Raw genomic sequence first — 16,176 nt, forward strand, 5'->3', positions numbered from 1 at the left:
CGTGGATGCGCTCCTCGATCGCTCCGGCGAGGTGCTCGCCCTGCCGGTCGGTCGCAGCATCGAGGGCGCCGCGCGCCTCCTCGAACAGGGCCTGGAGCCGCTCGGCGCGGCGGTCGAGGCTCTGGCGCAGATCGCGTTCGCGCGTCTCCAGCAGACCCGCAATGGCGGCGGGCGCCTCTTCCACCAGCGTCCGCAGCGCCTGGACACGGTTCTCGACCGTGCCGGCGAGGCGCGTGCCCTGCTCGGAGAGCGCACTGTCGAGTGCGCCGCGCGCGTCCTCGAACAGGGCGTGCAGCCGCTCCATGCGCTGCTCAAGGCTGCGGGCGAGGTCGCGCTCGCGCGTCTCCAGCAGGCCCGCGATGGCGGCAGGCGCCTCCTCCAGCAGGGCGCGCATGGCCTGCATCCGCTCGTCGACCGAGCCGAACAGGGTCCGGCTATGCTCGCCGACCGTGCTGTCGAGGGCGGCATGCGCCCGCTCGAACAGCGTCTCGAGATAGCGGGTGCGGGCCTCCATCGATTGGCCGAGCTGCTCGCCGCGGCCGTCGACCAGGGCCTCAAGGTCGCCCAGGCGCTGCTCGAACAGGGCGGCGAGATCGCGGGTGCGGGCCTCCAGCGCCTCGGCAGCGGTGCCCACCGACGCCTCGATCGTGGTGACGACCTCGCGGCCGCGATTGTCCAGTGCCTCGCGCAGGGGGCCGATCTGCCCGTCGAAGCTCCGCGCCAGGGTGGTGGCGTGCTCGCCGAGCAGCCCGCGGATCTGGCCGGTGCGGTCGTCCAGGAGGTCGTGCACCGTGCGCACGCCCTCGTCGAGCAGGCTGCTGATGTCGGAGGTGCGGGTGGTGAGCGTGCGCCCGAGACGGCCCTCGCCGTCTTCCAGCATGCGCTCGGCATCCGCGATGGTCTGCTGCAGGCGGGCGAGCACGCTCTCGCCGCGCTGGTCGATCAGGCTGGCGAGCGCGCTGCCGCCACCGTCGAACAGGCGGCCGAGTTCCGTGATGCGGCTGCCGACGGCGCCGAACACGGTGCGGCCCTTCTCGTCGAGCTCGCCCGCCATGGCGGCGACGCGCTCGTCGACGAGCCGGCCGAGCTGCTCCGCGCGCTCGGCGAAGGCGAGGCGCACCGCCTCGGTGCGGGCGGCGAGGTCGGCGTCGGCGGCGCGGGTGCGCTCCTCGACGAGCGCCACCAGTTCGCGCACGCGCGCCGCCATGGCGGCATCCGCGCTCTCGGTGCGCTCGGCGAGGGCCTGGGTCAGGCCGGTGACGCGCTCGGCGAGCGCCTCGTTGAGGCCGCCGGTGCGGCTCTCGATCAGCTCCACGAGCTCGCGGGTGCGGGCCGAGAGATTCTCGTCCACCGCGCCGGTGCGGCTCTCGATCAGACGGATCGCTTCGAAGGCCTGGGCGCCGAAGCGCTCGTCCAGCAGGCGACCGCGCTCCTCGAGGGCCGAGCCGATCGCCTCCAGGCGGCCGAGCACTCCGGTGTCGAAGCGGTCGGCGCCGTCCTCCAGCTGTCGGGCCAGCTCGGTGGTCTGGCGGTCGAGCCGCCCGGCGATCTCCTCGGCACGAGCCGAGAGCATCTCGCCGACCCGCTGGCTGCTGTCGGCGACCGCGTCGGCGAGGCTGCCCATGCGGCCGTCGAGCGTCTGGACGAGGTCACGCCCGCCCTCGGTCATGATGCGCGCCATCTCGCCGGTGCGCACGATAAGCGCCTCGTTGAGGGCGGTGGCGCGGGCACCGAGATGACCGTCGATGTGGTTGACGAGATTGGCGAAGGTCTCGCCGATCTCGGTCGTCCGCTTGGTCGAGCGCTCCTCCAGGGCGGCCAGATGCGTGTCGACGGCGGCCTGGGCGTCGCGGGTCCGCTCGGCGATGCGGTCGGCGAGCGCCGGGCCCGCGACGGTCACGATCCGGTCGATCTCGGCGAGCCTGGCGCCGACGGTCTCGCCGAAGCCCGCGGTGTCGCGACCGATCCGGTCCGCCAGGATGTCGCCCTTCGCGATGGTCTCCTGCAGGGCGGCGAGACGGCTCCCGAGGGTCTCCTCGATCGCGCGGACGCGGCCGTCGGCGGTCTCCGCGAAGGTCGCGCCGCTCTGGCCCAGGCTTTCGGCGATGCGCGCGCCCTGGGTGGCGACCGCCAGCACGATGTCGCGGCCGGTGCCGGCGATGCGGTTGTGCGTCTCCTCGGCGTGGCTGGAGAGCAGCTCGACGACGCCGCGCCCGTGATTGCCGAGGGCCGTCTCGATCGCCTCCATGCGGTCGGCGAGCTCGCCGCCGACCTGCTCGGCAGCGCGCGCGAGCGTGCCGGAGGCCGTCTCGGTGCGGCTCGCCATCTCGGCTTCGAGGCGCTCCATCGCGGCGCGGAGCGCCGCGACGGCGGCGTCCGCGTGGCTGCCGAAGGCGTGGCCGGTGCGGGCCTCGGCCTCGCCGAGCTGACGCAGCGTGCCGGTCGCGCGCGCCTCGATCGTGTCGCCGACCTCCTGCGAGATGCCGCGGAGGGCGTCGATGCTCGCGGTGATCGCGGCCGTGAGCTCGGCCGTGCGGGCGGCGGTCGCGCCGTGGGCCCCCTCGGCGCTGGCGCGCAGAGCCTCGGCCGCGGCGTCGGCGCGGGTCGTGAGCTCGCCCGCGAAGGCGGCGAGGCGCCGCTCGAAGATCTCCACGACCTCGACGGTGCGGGTCTCCAGCTCACCCGTGGTGCCCGCAGCGGCGCGGCGCAGGGCCTCGCCCGCCTCGGCGCCACCGCTGCCCAGCGCCGCGGCCGTCTCGGCGACGTTGCGGCGGATCGCTTCCACGGTCTCGGCCGTGCTCGAATCGAGCTCGGCCTTCAGCCCGTCGACCGAGCCGCGCAGCGAGACCACCGCCTCGTCGGCGCCGGTCTCGAACGAGCGGCCCAGATTGGCGAAGGCGGTCTCCAGCGTGCGGGCCGCGTCGTCCGAGCGCGCGGCCATCAGGTCGCCCGCGCGGGTGCCCGCGGCGTCCAGGCGCGTCTCCAGATCGGCGCCCTGCACCGCGATGGTGGCGTGGAGGCGCGTGGTGACCTCCTCCATGCGCGCGGCGATCTCGGCCCCGCGCCCGCCGACGATCTCGCCCGCCCGCTCGGCGGAGGCCACGAGGTCGTCGCGCAGCGTCTCGGTGCGCGACGCGAAGCTCTCGACCACGGCGCCGGCGGCCAGCGCGAGAGCGGCCTGCGCCTCGCGTCCGCGGCTCTCGATGGATTCCGCGACGCCGTTGCCGGCGGCCTCGATCGCCCCGTGCAGGGCCGCACCGCGGGTCTCCAGATCCTGCGTGAAGGCCGCGCCGGTCTCGGCGAAGCGGGCCGTGATCGCGCCGCCGGTCGAGGCGAAGCGGTCGGCGAGCTCCCCGCCGGTCGCCGCGAAGCGCTCGGTCAGCTCGGTGCCAGTGGCGGCGAAGCGATCGGTCAGCTCGCCGCCGCGGGCGAGGAACGCGCTCTCCAGGGCGCCGGCCGAGCGCTCGAAGCTCTCGCGTACCGCGCTGCCCTGACGGTCGAGCGCCTCGGCGACGCCAGCGCCGGTCTCGGCCAGCGTGCGGGCGACATGGGCGGCGTTCTCGGCCAGCCGCTCGGTGACGCCGCTGCCGGCGGTCTCGAAGGCCTGCGTGACCGCGTTCGCGCGGGTCTCAAAGGTGCGGGTCAGGGTCTCGCCGACCTCGCCGAGGCTGCCGCGCACGCCGTCGCTCGTTGCGACGAGGCGCTCGATCAGGTCGTCGCCCCGGCCCGTCATCGCGCCGACGACGCGTTCGCCGGCCTCGCCGAGCGAGGCGGTGATCGCCTGACCGCGCGCGTCGAGCGCCTGGGTCACCCGGTCGCCCGCACCGGTCATCGCCGCGACGATGCGATCGGAGGCGCCCTCCAGCTCCTGGCTCAGGCTCTGGTGCGAGCCCGTGATGGCGCCGCGCACCCGCTCGGCATTGGCAACGATCGCCTCGCGCTGGGCGACGAGCTCGTCGACCAGGGCGCGGATGCGGATCTCGTTGTCGGAATAAGCGCGCTCAAGGGTCGCGATCTCGCCGCGCACCAAGGTCTCCAGTTCGCCGGCCCGCGCCAGCGCCCGCTCGACGCCGTCGCCAACCGCGGCGACCTCGCGGCGCACGGTCTGCGACATGGTCAGCACGGCGTCCGTCGAGAAGCTCTCGGGCTCGGCCAGGCGGATCGCCACCTCGCCCACCGCGCGGGCGACGAGACGCATCTCCTGTGCGCGCACCGCCAGCATCGCGGCGATGAGGAACAGGAAAACCGGCCCCGCGAGCGCGGCGGCTCCGACCGTCGCCTGGAGCGGGGTGAGGTTCGTCAGGAAGCCCTTCAGGTCGCCGCCCGCCTGACTCCAGGCAATCAGCACGAGCCCGTTCAGCCAGAGCGCCGCGCCGATCGCGGCGAACAGGTAGGGCTTGCGCGAGGGGCGGACGCGCAGCGTCTGCTGCAGGATGCCGATGTTGCGCCGGTCGTCGTTGGCCACCAGCGAGCGGTCGGGCGGCAGCAGCCCGCCCTCGCGGCGGGCTCGCTCACGCCCCGGGGGCGGCAGGTCGGAGGGCAGGGGCTGGTCGAGGTCGAGACGGGGCGGCATCTGCCGACCGCCCTGATCCATCAGGGGCTCGGAATCGCCCACATCCGGCAGCCGCGGCTCGGCCCGCGCATCGGTTCCGGGGGGCGTCAGGGCGTCGAGGTTCAGCGCCTGCTCGATCGCAGAAAGCGCCGCCTCGGCCGGATCCTTCAGCTTCTTTTCCGTCGCCATGCAGCGCGCCCCGTTACGCCCTCGCGCCTGCGGCCAGATCCGAGATCCGGCCTCCGGGCGCGATTACCCGTTTACCAAAGAAGTTTAGACGCCGCGGCGGAGCCCGGATACCCGAACTCCCGTGCTGCCCCCGGAAAACCTTAACGGAATGGTTACCACGCCGTCCCGGCGCATCGTCCGCCGCCAGAACCCCATGATGCATCAAGGCGCGGGCCGGCGCGACCGAACGGCTGCCGCAACTGTGGATAGCGGGCCCCGCGCGCCGAGGAGTACACTCCGATGACCCGTCCGAAGCACACGCCCTGTATCGACCGGGCGCACCTCGCGGAGCAGACAGATGGGGACGCGGACCTCGCCGCCGAACTCCTCGGCCTGTTCGCCGGCCAGTGCGACCGGCTCCTGCCGGTCATCGCCGATACCGCGGGCGAGCGGGCAGTGCGGGCCGATGCCGCCCACACCCTGAGGGGGTCCGCGGCAGGCGTCGGCGCGAACGAGATCCGCGGGCTCTGCGAGGCGATCGAGACGAAGCTGCGGACCGGGTCGGAGCCCGGGACTGCAGATTTGCGCGAGGCCGTGGCGCGGGCGCTCGCCGATATCGCGGACGCGGCGTGAGGGCGCAGGCGGCCGGGAGGCAGACCGGGCTCCGGCACACTATCTGCCTGCCTGCACCCCGCGCGCGCTTGCATTCCGCGGTCCCTGCCGCCAAGCAGGCGCGCCGCCGTGCGACGGACCCTGGCGACAGACATTCGGCGACACGCCTGACGACCCCGGAGCCTGAGATGCCCAAGATCACCTACATCGACGCCGCCGGCACCGCCCGGACCGTCGAGGGCAGCGTCGGCGCGACCGTGATGGAGACGGCGCTGCGCAACAACGTGCCGGGCATCGATGCTGAGTGCGGCGGCGCCTGCGCCTGCGCCACCTGCCACGTCTACGTCGCGGACGAGTGGGCCGAGCAGGTCGGCCCCGCAGAGGACATGGAGCAGGACATGCTCGATTTCGCCTCCGACGTGCGCGCGACCTCCCGCCTCTGCTGCCAGATCAAGATCGCGCCCGAGCTCGACGGGCTCACCGTGCACACGCCGGCCCGTCAGGGCTGAGGCGTCAGCCGCTCGGAGAACCGCAGCAGGTAGCCGTCAGGGTCCTGCACGAGGAACTGCCGCAGGACTACCGCGCCGTCGCCGACGCGGTAGCGCGTCGCGTGCGGTTCGCGGAACAGCGGCCAGCCCGCCGCCCGCAAGAGCTCGAGCAGAGGATCGAGCGCCGCGACGGCGATCTGTAGGTTCAGCCCGCGGCCGAAGGGACGTTCCAGCGGCGCGGTATCCCAGTTCCCGTTGCGGCGGCACAGCATCACCTGGGCGCCCGCCCGTTCGAGATACGCGAAGCCGTCCTCCGGGCGGGCGTAGCTGACCCGGAATCCCAGCACCCCGCACCAGAAGCGCAGGCTCGCGTCGAGATCCGTGACGTCCAGTTCCGGAGCGAGCGGGGCGAAGCCGCCTTCGGGCTCCCCGTCTGCAGTCGCCATCACCGCAGGAGCGCCCGTGTCGCGCGGTCGATGCCCTCAGGCGTGAGCGGGAACATCCGCCCGCCGAGCAGGCGCTGCATCATTCCGACCGACTGCGTGTAGCCCCAGTGAGCCTCGGGCACCGGGTTGAGCCATGCGGCCTTCGGAAAATGGTCGAGGAGGCGCTGCATCCAGGCCGCACCCGGCTCCTCGTTCCAGTGCTCGACCGAGCCGCCCGCCATCGCGATCTCGTAGGGGCTCATCGAGGCGTCGCCGACGAAGACGAGACGGTAGTCCGGACCGTAGGTGCGGATCACGTCGAGGAGCGGGGTACGGTCGTCGTGGCGCCGGGCGTTCTCGGTCCAGACTGCCTCGTAGGGGCAGTTGTGGAAATAGTAGTGCGCCAGGTGCTTGAACTCGGAGCGCGCGGCCGAGAACAGCGTCTCGGCGAGCGCGATATGCCAGTCCATCGAGCCGCCGACATCGAGGAAGAGCAGCACCTTCACGGCGTTGCGGCGCTCCGGCCGCAACTTCACATCGAGGTAGCCCTGGCGCGCGCTGGAGCGGATCGTGCCGTCGAGATCGAGTTCCTCGGCCGCGCCCGTGCGGGCGAAGCGCCGCAGCCGCCTGAGCGCGACCCGGACGTTGCGGGCGCCGAGTTCCACGGTGTCGTCGAGATCGCGGAAATCGCGCCGGTCCCAGACCTTCACCGCGCGGAAGTTTCGGTTGCCATCCTGCCCGATGCGGACGCCTTCGGGATTGTAGCCGTAGGCGCCGAAGGGCGAGGTGCCGCCTGTGCCGATCCATTTCGAGCCGCCCTGGTGGCGCCCCTTCTGCTCGGCGAGGCGCTGCTTCAGGGTCTCGAACAGCTTGTCCCAGCCGAGCGCTCGGATCTCGGCCTTCTCGGCCTCGGTCAGGTGCTTCTCCACGAGCTTGCGCAGCCATTCCTCGGGAATGGCGCTCGGCGCCACCGCCTCGCCGACGCTCTCCAGCCCCCGGAAGACCTGCCCGAAGACCTGGTCGAAGCGGTCGAGATGCCCCTCATCCTTCACCAGCGCCGTGCGGGCCAGAAAATAGAACTCCTCGACCCGCTTTTCGGCGAGGTCCCGGTCGAGAGCATCGAGGAGGGTCAGGTACTCCCGCAGGGAGACGGGCACCTTCGCGTCGCGGAGCGCGGTGAAGAACTGCAGCAGCATGGCCGGATAACGCGCGGGCCGGGCGCCCGGGTCAAGCGCAGCCTGCGCGGCGACGCGGGTCGCCGCGCCCCCGCGATTCCTGTGTATAGAGGCGAAGATCTGTTGATGGCGGCGTATTCGCGTCGGTCCAGGTCACGAAAGCTGCTGCTGGCATCCCCACATTCGTCACATCCGGATTTTCTCGGGATCGGCGTTCGGCGGAGGATCGGCGATGTCTGTGGTCCTGCGCGACATGCGCGATTTCAAGCGGTTCCTGAGTCGGCCCGGCGCCGTGATCGAGATCGTGCGCAACACCTTCGTCGAGCGCCAGCCGGCCGCCACGCAGGAGGCCTACCGGGCCAAGGGCATGCTGGCGCCCCGCCATCTCCAGTCGATGTCGCGGAAGGCGGCGATCTTCCGGCTGGAAGGGCATCCCGGGACGGTCTGGCTGTACTGGGACAAAGGCGCCCGCGGCTGGCGCTTCGAGGGCGACACCGTAACGGTCCCGCTGGACACGGGCCTCGGACCGCCGGATGCCGTGACCTATCGATGCCGCTACGCGGACGGGTGCGAGCCGGAGACGCGCACGGGGAGGCAGCAGCGGCGGCGCATACCGGCGGACCTGTTCGAGGCGGCACCGGCCTGATGCGCGCGCCGGTCACGCCGTCCGGCTGACGGGCGTCTCCTTCCCATCCTTCGCGTCGCGCGGCGCCTCGCGCGGCTCTGCGTGCTTACCCACCGTGCGGCGCGCCCGGAAGACGGGCCGGGTGTCGGTCTCCTTCCGGCGCAGCATGGCGCGGTACTCGTCGCGGCGCTCGTGAATCGAGGCGATGACCAGCCCCATCGGCACCCCGACATCGACCAGCACCGCCTCCGAGAGCTGGAGCGAAGCCTCGATCGTCTCCGGCACGGCGTCGTCCACGCCTAGGTCGTAGAGGGCGGTGGCGTGGCGGGCGTCGCGGGCGCGGGCCACGATGGTGAGGTCCGGCCGCTCGGCGCGGGCGGCGGCCACCACTGCCTCGACGGCGCGCGGGTTGTCCAGGGTGACGACAAGCGCGCGGGCGGTGGCGATGTCGCAGCGGCGCAGCAGCTCGGCGTTGGCCGAGTCGCCGAAATAGACCGGGTTGCCGAGCCGGCGCTGCTCGGCGACGCGGGCCGCGTCCGCGTCGAGGGCGAGGTAGGGGATCTTGTGCCGGGCCAGCATCTCGCCGACCTGCCGGCCGACGCGTCCGTAGCCCGCCACGATCACCCGGTTCTGCTGGCGGTCCGGCGGCGGCTCGGCCCGCGCCCGGCCGAGTTGCCGGCTCGCCGCCCGCTGGCCGATCCGGCGCCCGAGCGCGGCCAGACCCGGGATCATGATCATGGTGACGGTCGTGACGATGAGCGCCGCCGCGCCGACCTCCTCCGGCACGAGCCCCGTGGCCACCGCGCCGCCGATGAGCACGAAGGCGAACTCGCCACCTGGGCCGAGCAGCAGCGCCGTCTCCAGGGCGACCGGCCGCGCGATCTTGAGAGCGGGCGCGGCCATCAGCACCACCACCGCCTTGATCAGGAGAAGCGCCAGCGAGAGGCCGAGGATCGCGCCGGGCGCCGCGACGAGCTGAGCCGGGTCAAGGTTCATGCCGACCGAGACGAAGAAAACGCCGAGCAGCAGGCCCTTGAACGGGTCGATCGTCGCCTCGATCGCCCGGCGGTACTCGGTCTCGGCGAGCAGGAGGCCGGCCACGAAGGCGCCGAGCGTCATGGAGAGGCCGCTGGCCGCCGCGGTCAACGCGGTCGCCACGATGACGAGCAGGCAGGCCGCCATGAACAGCTCGGTCGATTTGGTCCGGGCGACGAGCTGGAAGAGAGGTCGAAGCGCCAAGCGCCCCGCCACCACGATCAGCACCAGGGCCACCGCTGCCTGGGCGAGGGCCAGAGCGAGCGCCCCGCCCATATTGGCCCCGTCGGTGCGCCCCAGCACCGCGATGGCGAAGAGGGCTGGCGCCACCGCCAGATCCTGGAACAGCAGGACCGCGAAGCTCGCCCGACCGGTCGGCGTGTTGAGGCGCCGCTGCTCGGCCAACACCGGCAGGACGACCGCGGTGGAGGAGAGCGCGAGCCCGATGCCGACGATGACGGCGCCCGCGAGCGGCACCTTCAACCCGAACAGAATCGCGCCGATCACCAACGCGGAGCAGATGACCTGGAGCGAGCCGAGACCGAAGACGAGCCGGCGGAGGGTGCGCAGACGCTCCCAGGACAGCTCGATCCCGATCATGAACATCAGGAAGATCACGCCGAACTCGGCGAGATGCGCGATCTCGGTGCGGTTGCCGATGGTGAAGAGGGAGACCCAGCCGTACTGCTCGGAGAGGCGACCGAGACCGAAGGGGCCGAGCAGCGCGCCCGCCCCGATGAAGCCCAGAACCGGGCTGATCCGTAGGCGGTGGAACAGCGGCACAACGATCCCCGCCGTGACGAGGAAGAGGATCGCCTCCTTGTAGGAACCGGTATGGACCTCTGGCATGGCGCTCCGGTTCCGGCCCCGCGTCCGGTGGATGGATCGGCCGGGATCATGGGCGGACCCACCGGCTCGGGCAACCGGAATCCGGCCCGGTCTCGGCGGGGCACACGGCAGCGCATCCCACGGCCGTGGCGTCGGGACAACCCGAGCGGGCCGCTTGCCTGCCCCGCGCCCGGGTGAGGCATATGGACCGCCGCACGGCTCTTTCGGTGGATCCCCCGACCGCGGCGCAAAAACGGCACATTATGCGCATACCGAAGCTTGTTAACGAACGGTAAAGCTCAACCCCTCGTCGCGTCGTTCGAGCCCCGGGAAAGTCATGCTGCAGTCACCTCCGAGCCGGGACGTCCAGCGCGAACGACGCGCCTGGTCGCTCGAGTCCCAGCGGTGGAAGCACGAGCGCGACGTCGAGAAGGGCTACCGGATCAAGTGGGGCTACGTCGCGATCGCCTACCTCGTCGAGTTCATGGTGATCGGTGCCTCGCTCGCGGGGGCGTGGCTGTTCGCGGGCGTCTACAGCGACGGGGACTGGCACGCCTTCTACTTCATGCTGCTGGCGCCGCTCGTCTATGCGGCGGTGGAGCTGTGCCGCGTGCCGCTCGGGATCCTCGCCCGCACCCAGCGCTCGTGGTTCGTGCGGGGGCTCGCGATCGTCGGCATCATCTTCGCAGCAGGCGTCACCACGAAGTCGGTCTCGCAGCTCGGCGAGATGATGTTCCATCCCCGCCTGATGGAAGCGGCCCGCACCAAGACCGCGCTGAAGGACGCACAGGCCGACCGCGACAGCCTCGAGAACCGCATCGGCGCGGCCGATGCGCGGGTGCAGCAGTACACGACCGAGCTCGACCAGATCGAGAAGCGCTCGACCGAGAACGCCGCCCAGCTCGCGAGCCTGCCGGCGCAGCGCTGCGAGAAGGTGTTCGGCACCAACAGCCGCGGCGTGCGCTATCAGAACCTGAAATGCGTCACCGACCCGCGCACACAGACCCTCGCGGCGAGCGTGGCCAAGGCCGGCACCGACCGGGCCGCCCTGACGAAGGAGCTGGAAGAGGCCCGCAGGGCCCGCGCCGCGCTGGACCGCGGCCAGGCCGACCGGCGCGTCGCCGATGCCGAGCAGGCCTACCGCAACGCGGTCAACCGCTCGCAGCTGCACTCCTTCACCGCGATGGTCTACGGCGTCGATCCGATCGACGTGAGCGACGCGCAGGTCCACGCCTTCCTGCGCATCTTCGTGTTCGTGCCCGCGCTCTGCGCCGCCTTCGCCTCGACCATCCTGGCCCTCTCGGCGGTCTCGGTGCGCAAGACCTTCATGGACGAGGACGACCTCGGGGTGACGATCGACCCGGCCGCGAGCCCCTACCTGATCGACCAGCTCACCGAGGGCTTGCGCCAGGAGATCGGGCTCGCGTCCGCCAAGCCGCAGCGCGAGGCGTCCTCCGGAGCCGTGATCCCGCTCGACCGGCGCCAGCCCGCCCAATCGGGTGCGCAAGGCCCTGTCCAGCACCCCCCTGTCACAGCCAGCGCCGGAGCCGGTGCATGACCATCCACGCCGCGGGCACACCTGAGAACGTCGTGCTCGCCCAGCACGTCAACGGTCGCCTCCGTGCGGAGGCCCGCATCGTCGCGGCGCGCGCCTTCCTGTTCCGGGCGGCCGGGGCCGGCATCTTCGCGGCGCTCGCCGGCATCGGGGTCGGCGCGGGCGCCTATGGCTGGGCCTATCTCAGCCAGTACGAGTCGGCCGCCGAGCGGATCGCCCAGGCGATGCAGGCCGCCCTCTCCGACGTCACGATCAAGACCAAGGGCGAGGTCACGCTGACCGACAACGTTCTGAAGCTGGACCAGCCCGTGGCTGCCCCGCCACAGACCCGGCCGGACATCGCCCAGGTGGTGGCCGCCCAATCCAAGGGCGAGGACGGGAACGCCGCCGTGCGCACCACCTTCACGGTATTCAAGGCGGTGCCCTATCTCGACGGCAACATCGTCACCGGCTGGCAGTTCAAAGGCGACGAGAAGGTGCCGGAGTCGCAATACTGCTACTTCTCGCACCCGCAGAAGTTCGGCAGCGACGTGCTGACTCAGGTCAACATCGCGATAAACGGTCAGGTCGCACCGCAGACGAGTTCACAGCTCAACCTGCAGCAGCTCTCGAAGAGCTGTATCTGGTTCGACCCGAAGAAGGTCTGAGGCGAGACGGGCGCAACGGCATCGGCAAACTCTCGCGCCGCTGCCGGCTTCAGGCCTCGTGACCGCCCGCCTCGGAAGATGACCAGTCCTTTCGCCCCGGGATTTCGCGGACGGCAGACGCTGCGCCGGCCATGAACGGACGAATGCTCCGCGTTAACGATTTGTTAACCATAACCCGAGGAGGATCATCTCTATTGACCGCTCGATGCGGCAACGAGGGCTGGGGATGATCATGATCGCGGCGCTTGTCGGCATGCCGATCCTGCTGATGGCGGTCACGCTCGCGGTGGACGCGATGCTGAAGCCCTATCCGAGCAAGGACGACGTCTGGCGCCTGCCGAAGGTCTCCTCGCTGCGTGCGATGACCTTCCATCCCTGAGAATATCCGCCGCCCCTCCGCCGCTTGCCCCCGGTCCGCGCGCCGCCTAACTCGGACGCGGACGACCAGAACAGCAGGGACAGGCGGATGCGCTTCACCGGAACCGAGACCTACGTCGCGACGCCGGACCTGACCGCGGCGGTCAACGCAGCGATCGTCCTCGAGCGTCCACTCCTGGTGAAGGGTGAGCCCGGCACCGGCAAGACGGTGCTGGCCGAGGAGATCGCGAAAGGGCTCGGCGCCCGGCTGCTGACTTGGAACGTCAAGTCGACGACCAAGGCGCAGCAGGGCCTCTACGAGTACGACGCGGTCTCGCGCCTGCGCGACTCGCAGCTCGGCGATCCGCGGGTCTCCGACATCGCCAACTACATCCGGCGCGGCAAGCTCTGGGAGGCCTTCGCGGCGGACGAGCGCCCGGTGCTGCTGATCGACGAGATCGACAAAGCCGATATCGAATTCCCGAACGACCTCCTGACCGAACTCGACCGGATGGAGTTCCACGTCTACGAGACCGGCGAGACCGTGCGGGCCCGCCAGCGCCCTGTGGTCATCATCACCTCGAACAACGAGAAGGAACTGCCGGACGCGTTTCTGCGGCGCTGCTTCTTCCACTACATCCAGTTCCCGGACGCCGAGACGCTGCGGCGCATCGTCGAGGTGCACTATCCGGGCATCAAGCACCGGCTGGTCGAGGAGGCTCTGCGCGTCTTCTTGGAGACCCGCGAAGTGCCGGGCCTGCGCAAGAAGCCCTCGACATCGGAGCTGCTCGACTGGCTGAAGCTCCTCGTCTCGGAGGACGTCAGCCCTGAGACGCTCCGCGAGCGCGACGGCCGCAAGCTGATCCCGCCGCTGCACGGCGCGCTCCTGAAGAACGAGCAGGATGTCAGCCTGTTCGAGAAGCTCGCCTTCATGATGCGCCGCGAGAACCGCGGCGGCTGAGCCCTCGCATTTGCGAGGGACCGGCCCAGATACGGGCCCGGACGCGGGGGTTACGACCGGAGCCAGCCCATGAAGACGAAGAAACTCGGCCGCACCGGCCTCGATGTGTCGCCGATCTGCCTCGGCTGCATGACCTACGGCGTGCCGGAGCGCGGTCCCCATCCCTGGACCATGCCAGAGGCCGAGAGCCGGCCGCTCATCCGGCGGGCGCTCGATCTCGGAATCAACTTCTTCGACACGGCGAATTACTACTCGGACGGCACGTCGGAGGAGATCGTCGGGCGCGCGCTGAAGGATTTCGCCCGCCGCGACGACATCGTGCTCGCCACGAAGGTCTATTATCCGCTGACCGACGCGCCGAACGCGGGAGGGCTCTCCCGTAAGGCGATCTTCCAGGCGATCGACGCGTCGCTGAAGCGGCTCGGCACCGACTACGTCGATCTCTACCAGATCCACCGCTGGGATTACGGCACGCCGATCGAGGTGACGCTGGAAGCGCTGCACGACGTGGTGAAGGCCGGCAAGGCGCGCACGATTGGCGCCTCCTCGATGTACGCGTGGCAGTTCGCCAAGGCGCAGTTCACCGCCGACCGGCACGGTTGGACGCGTTTCGCCACGATGCAGAACCACCTCAACCTGCTCCACCGCGAGGAAGAGCGGGAGATGATCCCGTTCTGCGTCGATCAGGGCGTGGCTCTGCTGCCCTGGAGCCCGCTCGCCCGCGGCCGGCTCACCCGCGACTGGGACGCGGCCTCGGCCCGGCAGGAGACCGACGAGGTCGGCAAGAACCTCTACGGCGCGACGGCGGAGGCCGACCGGAAGGTGGTCGAAGCGGTGGCCCGCGTCGCCGAGGCCCGCGGCGTGCCCCGTGCGCAGGTGGCGCTGGCCTGGGTGCTGGCGCAGCCGAACGTCGCCGCCCCGATCGTCGGCGCCTCCAAGCCGCAGCATCTCGACGACGCGGTCGCGGCCCTCGAGCTCAAGCTCACGCCCGAGGAGATCGCGTCGCTCGAAAGTCCTTACGTCCCGCACGCCGTCGTAGGTTTCCGTTGATGCGCCGCTTGATTCTCCTGCGCCACGCCAAGTCCGACCGGCCGCCGGGCGTGGAAGACCACGACCGCCCCCTGAATCCGCGCGGACGGGAGGCCGCGCCGCGGATGGGCGCCTACATCGCGGAGGCCGGGCTACGGCCGGACCATGTGCTGGTCTCGTCCGCGAAGCGCACCCTGGAAACCTGGGACGCCGTTCGGGTGCCGCTCGACGGCAATCCCGGCGAGACGGTCCCCGCCCTCTACGAATCGAGCGCGGCGCGGATCCTCGAGGTCGTGCGTCACGCGCCGGACAATGCCGGCACCCTCCTCGTCGTCGGCCACAATCCGGGCCTGCAGGACTGCGCGCTGGAACTCGTCGGCAGCGGGGCGAAAGCCGACCGCAAGCGCCTCGCCACCCAGTTCCCCACGGCGGCCCTCGCGGTGATCGATTTCGAGAGCGAGCGCTGGGCCGACCTCGCCCGCGGCGCGGGGCGGCTGGAGCGCTTCGTTAGGCCGAAGGATCTCGGCGGCGACGACGAGGACTGAATGGAGGCCGGCGGGGATCGGCTGCCGGCGCGCTACTGCACCGCCAGGACCGCCCGCCGCGCCTCGCCCTCGATCTGCGGTACGGGGCTCCCCGGCACGAAGGCATCGAACGCCGCCCAGAAATCCTCCCGGATCGGGTCGCGCTCATGCAGGATCTCGTGGCGCGCGTCCGGCAGCACGAGGATCGTGCCGGCCTTCATCCGGGCGGCGAAGCGCTCGGTGGCGGGCGTGCCGCAGACCGGGTCGGCGCCCGACCCCAGGATCAGGGTCGGTGTCGTGATGCGCGCAGGCAGCCGCGGGTCGCGCAGCCGCGCCATGGCCCGGAAGGCGCCCGCAAGCCACGCCACGGTCGGATCGCCCACCGCCCCGGCACCGACCGCCCGCGCGGCCGCGGCGTTGCGGGCGTAGCGGCCGGGATCGCGCGAGAGCCGGTTGCCGGGAAACGGCATCGTGGCGATCGAGGCGCCGGGATCGTGGGGCACGTGCGGCCGGCCCCGCAGCCGCCGCCACAGACCGGGCAGCGCCCCGATGGCCGGCACCTGCGACAGTCTCGGCACGAACGCTCGGCCGAGCCCGAGCGCCTGAAGCGAACGGGCGAGCGCCGAGGCTGCACCCGGATACGCGACCATGCGGATCGACAGCATCGGCGCCACGGTGACGATGCGGCCGAAGGGCAGCCAGCCCTCCGCCGCGCCCGTGAAGGCGACGCAGCCGCCCATCGAGTGGGCGAGGCAGTGATAGGGCTCCGGCATCAGCGGCACGAGGACGCTCTCCTCGATCGCCTTGAGGTCGAGGCGGTAATCGTCGAAGCGGGCGACATGACCCTTACGCGGGTCGCCGACCTGCCGGCCGGACTCGCCCTGGCCGCGCCAGTCGAAGGCGACCACGCTGAAGCCGCGGGTGATCAGTTCGCGGATGACCTCGTAGTACTTCTCGATGAACTCGGCCCGACCCTGGAGCAGGCAGACCGTCCCCTTGCTGCGCCGGGCCGGCGCTCGCCAGTAAGCCGCCCGCAGGGTCAGACCGTCCGGCGTGCGCACGCCGATCAGTGTGCCACCAGGCGGGACGGGATTGCCGGGCGTGGAATCGAGGGTCAGCATCGGCGGGTCGGGCTCAAGCGAGGGGATGCAAAAAATTCGTCGCGACGGCGGGTTCCGCGGTCTTGCGGCTCTTG

General features: G+C 71.4%; 14 protein-coding genes. 9 read left to right on the forward strand and 5 right to left on the reverse strand.

Translation table 11 applies throughout. From position 1 onward, the window contains the following. Nucleotides 1-4,741: apolipoprotein A-IV repeat region-like domain-containing protein (locus MFF54_RS02490; protein WP_506289937.1), on the reverse strand; the 4,741-nt coding region annotated here is incomplete at its 3' end. 279 nt (nt 4,742-5,020) lie between these two features. Here MFF54_RS02490 and MFF54_RS02495 point away from each other — a divergent pair. Further along, the gene (locus MFF54_RS02495; RefSeq protein WP_238301035.1) at nt 5,021-5,353 is read left to right on the forward strand and encodes an Hpt domain-containing protein; all 333 of its coding nucleotides are present in this window, start codon (nt 5,021-5,023) and stop codon (nt 5,351-5,353) included. 167 nt (nt 5,354-5,520) lie between these two features. Beyond that, on the forward strand, nt 5,521-5,841 hold the full coding sequence (locus MFF54_RS02500) for a 2Fe-2S iron-sulfur cluster-binding protein (RefSeq protein WP_238301036.1): 321 nt from the start codon (nt 5,521-5,523) through the stop codon (nt 5,839-5,841). Here the strand turns inward: MFF54_RS02500 and MFF54_RS02505 are convergent. Together MFF54_RS02505 and MFF54_RS02510 are read right to left on the reverse strand one after the other, a co-directional pair. Beyond that, entirely contained in the window at nt 5,832-6,266 is a 435-nt protein-coding gene (locus MFF54_RS02505) for a bleomycin resistance protein (protein WP_238301037.1), read from the reverse strand. The genes MFF54_RS02500 and MFF54_RS02505 overlap by 10 nt on opposite strands. Then, a complete protein-coding gene (locus MFF54_RS02510) occupies nt 6,266-7,441 on the reverse strand; it encodes a vWA domain-containing protein (protein ID WP_238301038.1) in 1,176 nt (391 codons plus the stop codon). Before MFF54_RS02510 ends, MFF54_RS02505 begins: the two co-directional genes overlap by 1 nt. Before the next feature lie 211 nt (nt 7,442-7,652). On the opposite strand from MFF54_RS02510, the gene MFF54_RS02515 reads away from it, so the two are divergent. After that, nucleotides 7,653-8,066 (forward strand): hypothetical protein, encoded by a 414-nt coding sequence (locus MFF54_RS02515; RefSeq protein WP_238301039.1) that lies wholly within the window; start codon nt 7,653-7,655, stop codon nt 8,064-8,066. A 12-nt stretch (nt 8,067-8,078) separates the two neighbouring features. Here MFF54_RS02515 and MFF54_RS02520 read toward each other — a convergent pair whose 3' ends face one another. Beyond that, nucleotides 8,079-9,929, reverse strand: a complete 1,851-nt coding sequence (locus MFF54_RS02520) for a cation:proton antiporter domain-containing protein (RefSeq protein WP_238301040.1) — start codon at nt 9,927-9,929, stop codon at nt 8,079-8,081. 316 nt (nt 9,930-10,245) lie between these two features. Here MFF54_RS02520 and MFF54_RS02525 point away from each other — a divergent pair, with 316 nt between their 5' ends. The 6 genes from MFF54_RS02525 (at nt 10,246) to MFF54_RS02550 (ending at nt 15,002) form a co-directional block, all read left to right on the forward strand. After that, the gene (locus MFF54_RS02525) at nt 10,246-11,466 is read left to right on the forward strand and encodes an ATPase (RefSeq protein ID WP_238301041.1); all 1,221 of its coding nucleotides are present in this window, start codon (nt 10,246-10,248) and stop codon (nt 11,464-11,466) included. Continuing rightward, the gene (locus MFF54_RS02530; protein ID WP_238301043.1) at nt 11,463-12,110 is read left to right on the forward strand and encodes a hypothetical protein; all 648 of its coding nucleotides are present in this window, start codon (nt 11,463-11,465) and stop codon (nt 12,108-12,110) included. The genes MFF54_RS02525 and MFF54_RS02530 overlap by 4 nt, the downstream gene beginning before the upstream one ends. Before the next feature lie 226 nt (nt 12,111-12,336). Next, a complete protein-coding gene (locus MFF54_RS02535) occupies nt 12,337-12,489 on the forward strand; it encodes a hypothetical protein (protein ID WP_238301044.1) in 153 nt (50 codons plus the stop codon). Nucleotides 12,490-12,576: 87 nt separating this feature from the next. Beyond that, nucleotides 12,577-13,428 carry an AAA family ATPase gene (locus tag MFF54_RS02540; RefSeq protein ID WP_238301046.1) on the forward strand — a complete coding sequence of 284 codons (852 nt, stop codon included), beginning with the start codon at nt 12,577-12,579 and terminating at the stop codon, nt 13,426-13,428. A gap of 69 nt (nt 13,429-13,497) precedes the next feature. Continuing rightward, complete coding sequence (locus tag MFF54_RS02545) at nt 13,498-14,478, forward strand: aldo/keto reductase (protein ID WP_238301048.1); 981 nt, start codon at nt 13,498-13,500, stop codon at nt 14,476-14,478. Then, entirely contained in the window at nt 14,478-15,002 is a 525-nt protein-coding gene (locus MFF54_RS02550; protein WP_238301050.1) for a SixA phosphatase family protein, read from the forward strand. Before MFF54_RS02545 ends, MFF54_RS02550 begins: the two co-directional genes overlap by 1 nt. A 32-nt stretch (nt 15,003-15,034) precedes the next feature. Here the strand turns inward: MFF54_RS02550 and MFF54_RS02555 are convergent, their stop codons facing one another. Next, entirely contained in the window at nt 15,035-16,102 is a 1,068-nt protein-coding gene (locus MFF54_RS02555; RefSeq protein WP_238301052.1) for an alpha/beta fold hydrolase, read from the reverse strand. Nucleotides 16,103-16,176 lie beyond the last annotated feature (74 nt).

It is taken from the genome of Methylobacterium gregans, assembly GCF_022179245.1.
GTDB lineage: Bacteria > Pseudomonadota > Alphaproteobacteria > Rhizobiales > Beijerinckiaceae > Methylobacterium > Methylobacterium gregans.

Coding starts and splice junctions, on each gene's coding strand:
- MFF54_RS02550 (WP_238301050.1), top strand. CDS start 14,478: ATGCGCCGCTTGATTCTCCTGCGCCACGCCAAGTCCGACCGGCCGCCG.
- MFF54_RS02525 (WP_238301041.1), top strand. CDS start 10,246: ATGCTGCAGTCACCTCCGAGCCGGGACGTCCAGCGCGAACGACGCGCC.
- MFF54_RS02495 (WP_238301035.1), top strand. CDS start 5,021: ATGACCCGTCCGAAGCACACGCCCTGTATCGACCGGGCGCACCTCGCG.
- MFF54_RS02505 (WP_238301037.1), bottom strand. CDS start 6,266: ATGGCGACTGCAGACGGGGAGCCCGAAGGCGGCTTCGCCCCGCTCGCT.
- MFF54_RS02515 (WP_238301039.1), top strand. CDS start 7,653: ATGTCTGTGGTCCTGCGCGACATGCGCGATTTCAAGCGGTTCCTGAGT.
- MFF54_RS02500 (WP_238301036.1), top strand. CDS start 5,521: ATGCCCAAGATCACCTACATCGACGCCGCCGGCACCGCCCGGACCGTC.
- MFF54_RS02530 (WP_238301043.1), top strand. CDS start 11,463: ATGACCATCCACGCCGCGGGCACACCTGAGAACGTCGTGCTCGCCCAG.
- MFF54_RS02545 (WP_238301048.1), top strand. CDS start 13,498: ATGAAGACGAAGAAACTCGGCCGCACCGGCCTCGATGTGTCGCCGATC.
- MFF54_RS02535 (WP_238301044.1), top strand. CDS start 12,337: ATGATCATGATCGCGGCGCTTGTCGGCATGCCGATCCTGCTGATGGCG.
- MFF54_RS02540 (WP_238301046.1), top strand. CDS start 12,577: ATGCGCTTCACCGGAACCGAGACCTACGTCGCGACGCCGGACCTGACC.
- MFF54_RS02510 (WP_238301038.1), bottom strand. CDS start 7,441: ATGCTGCTGCAGTTCTTCACCGCGCTCCGCGACGCGAAGGTGCCCGTC.
- MFF54_RS02555 (WP_238301052.1), bottom strand. CDS start 16,102: ATGCTGACCCTCGATTCCACGCCCGGCAATCCCGTCCCGCCTGGTGGC.
- MFF54_RS02520 (WP_238301040.1), bottom strand. CDS start 9,929: ATGCCAGAGGTCCATACCGGTTCCTACAAGGAGGCGATCCTCTTCCTC.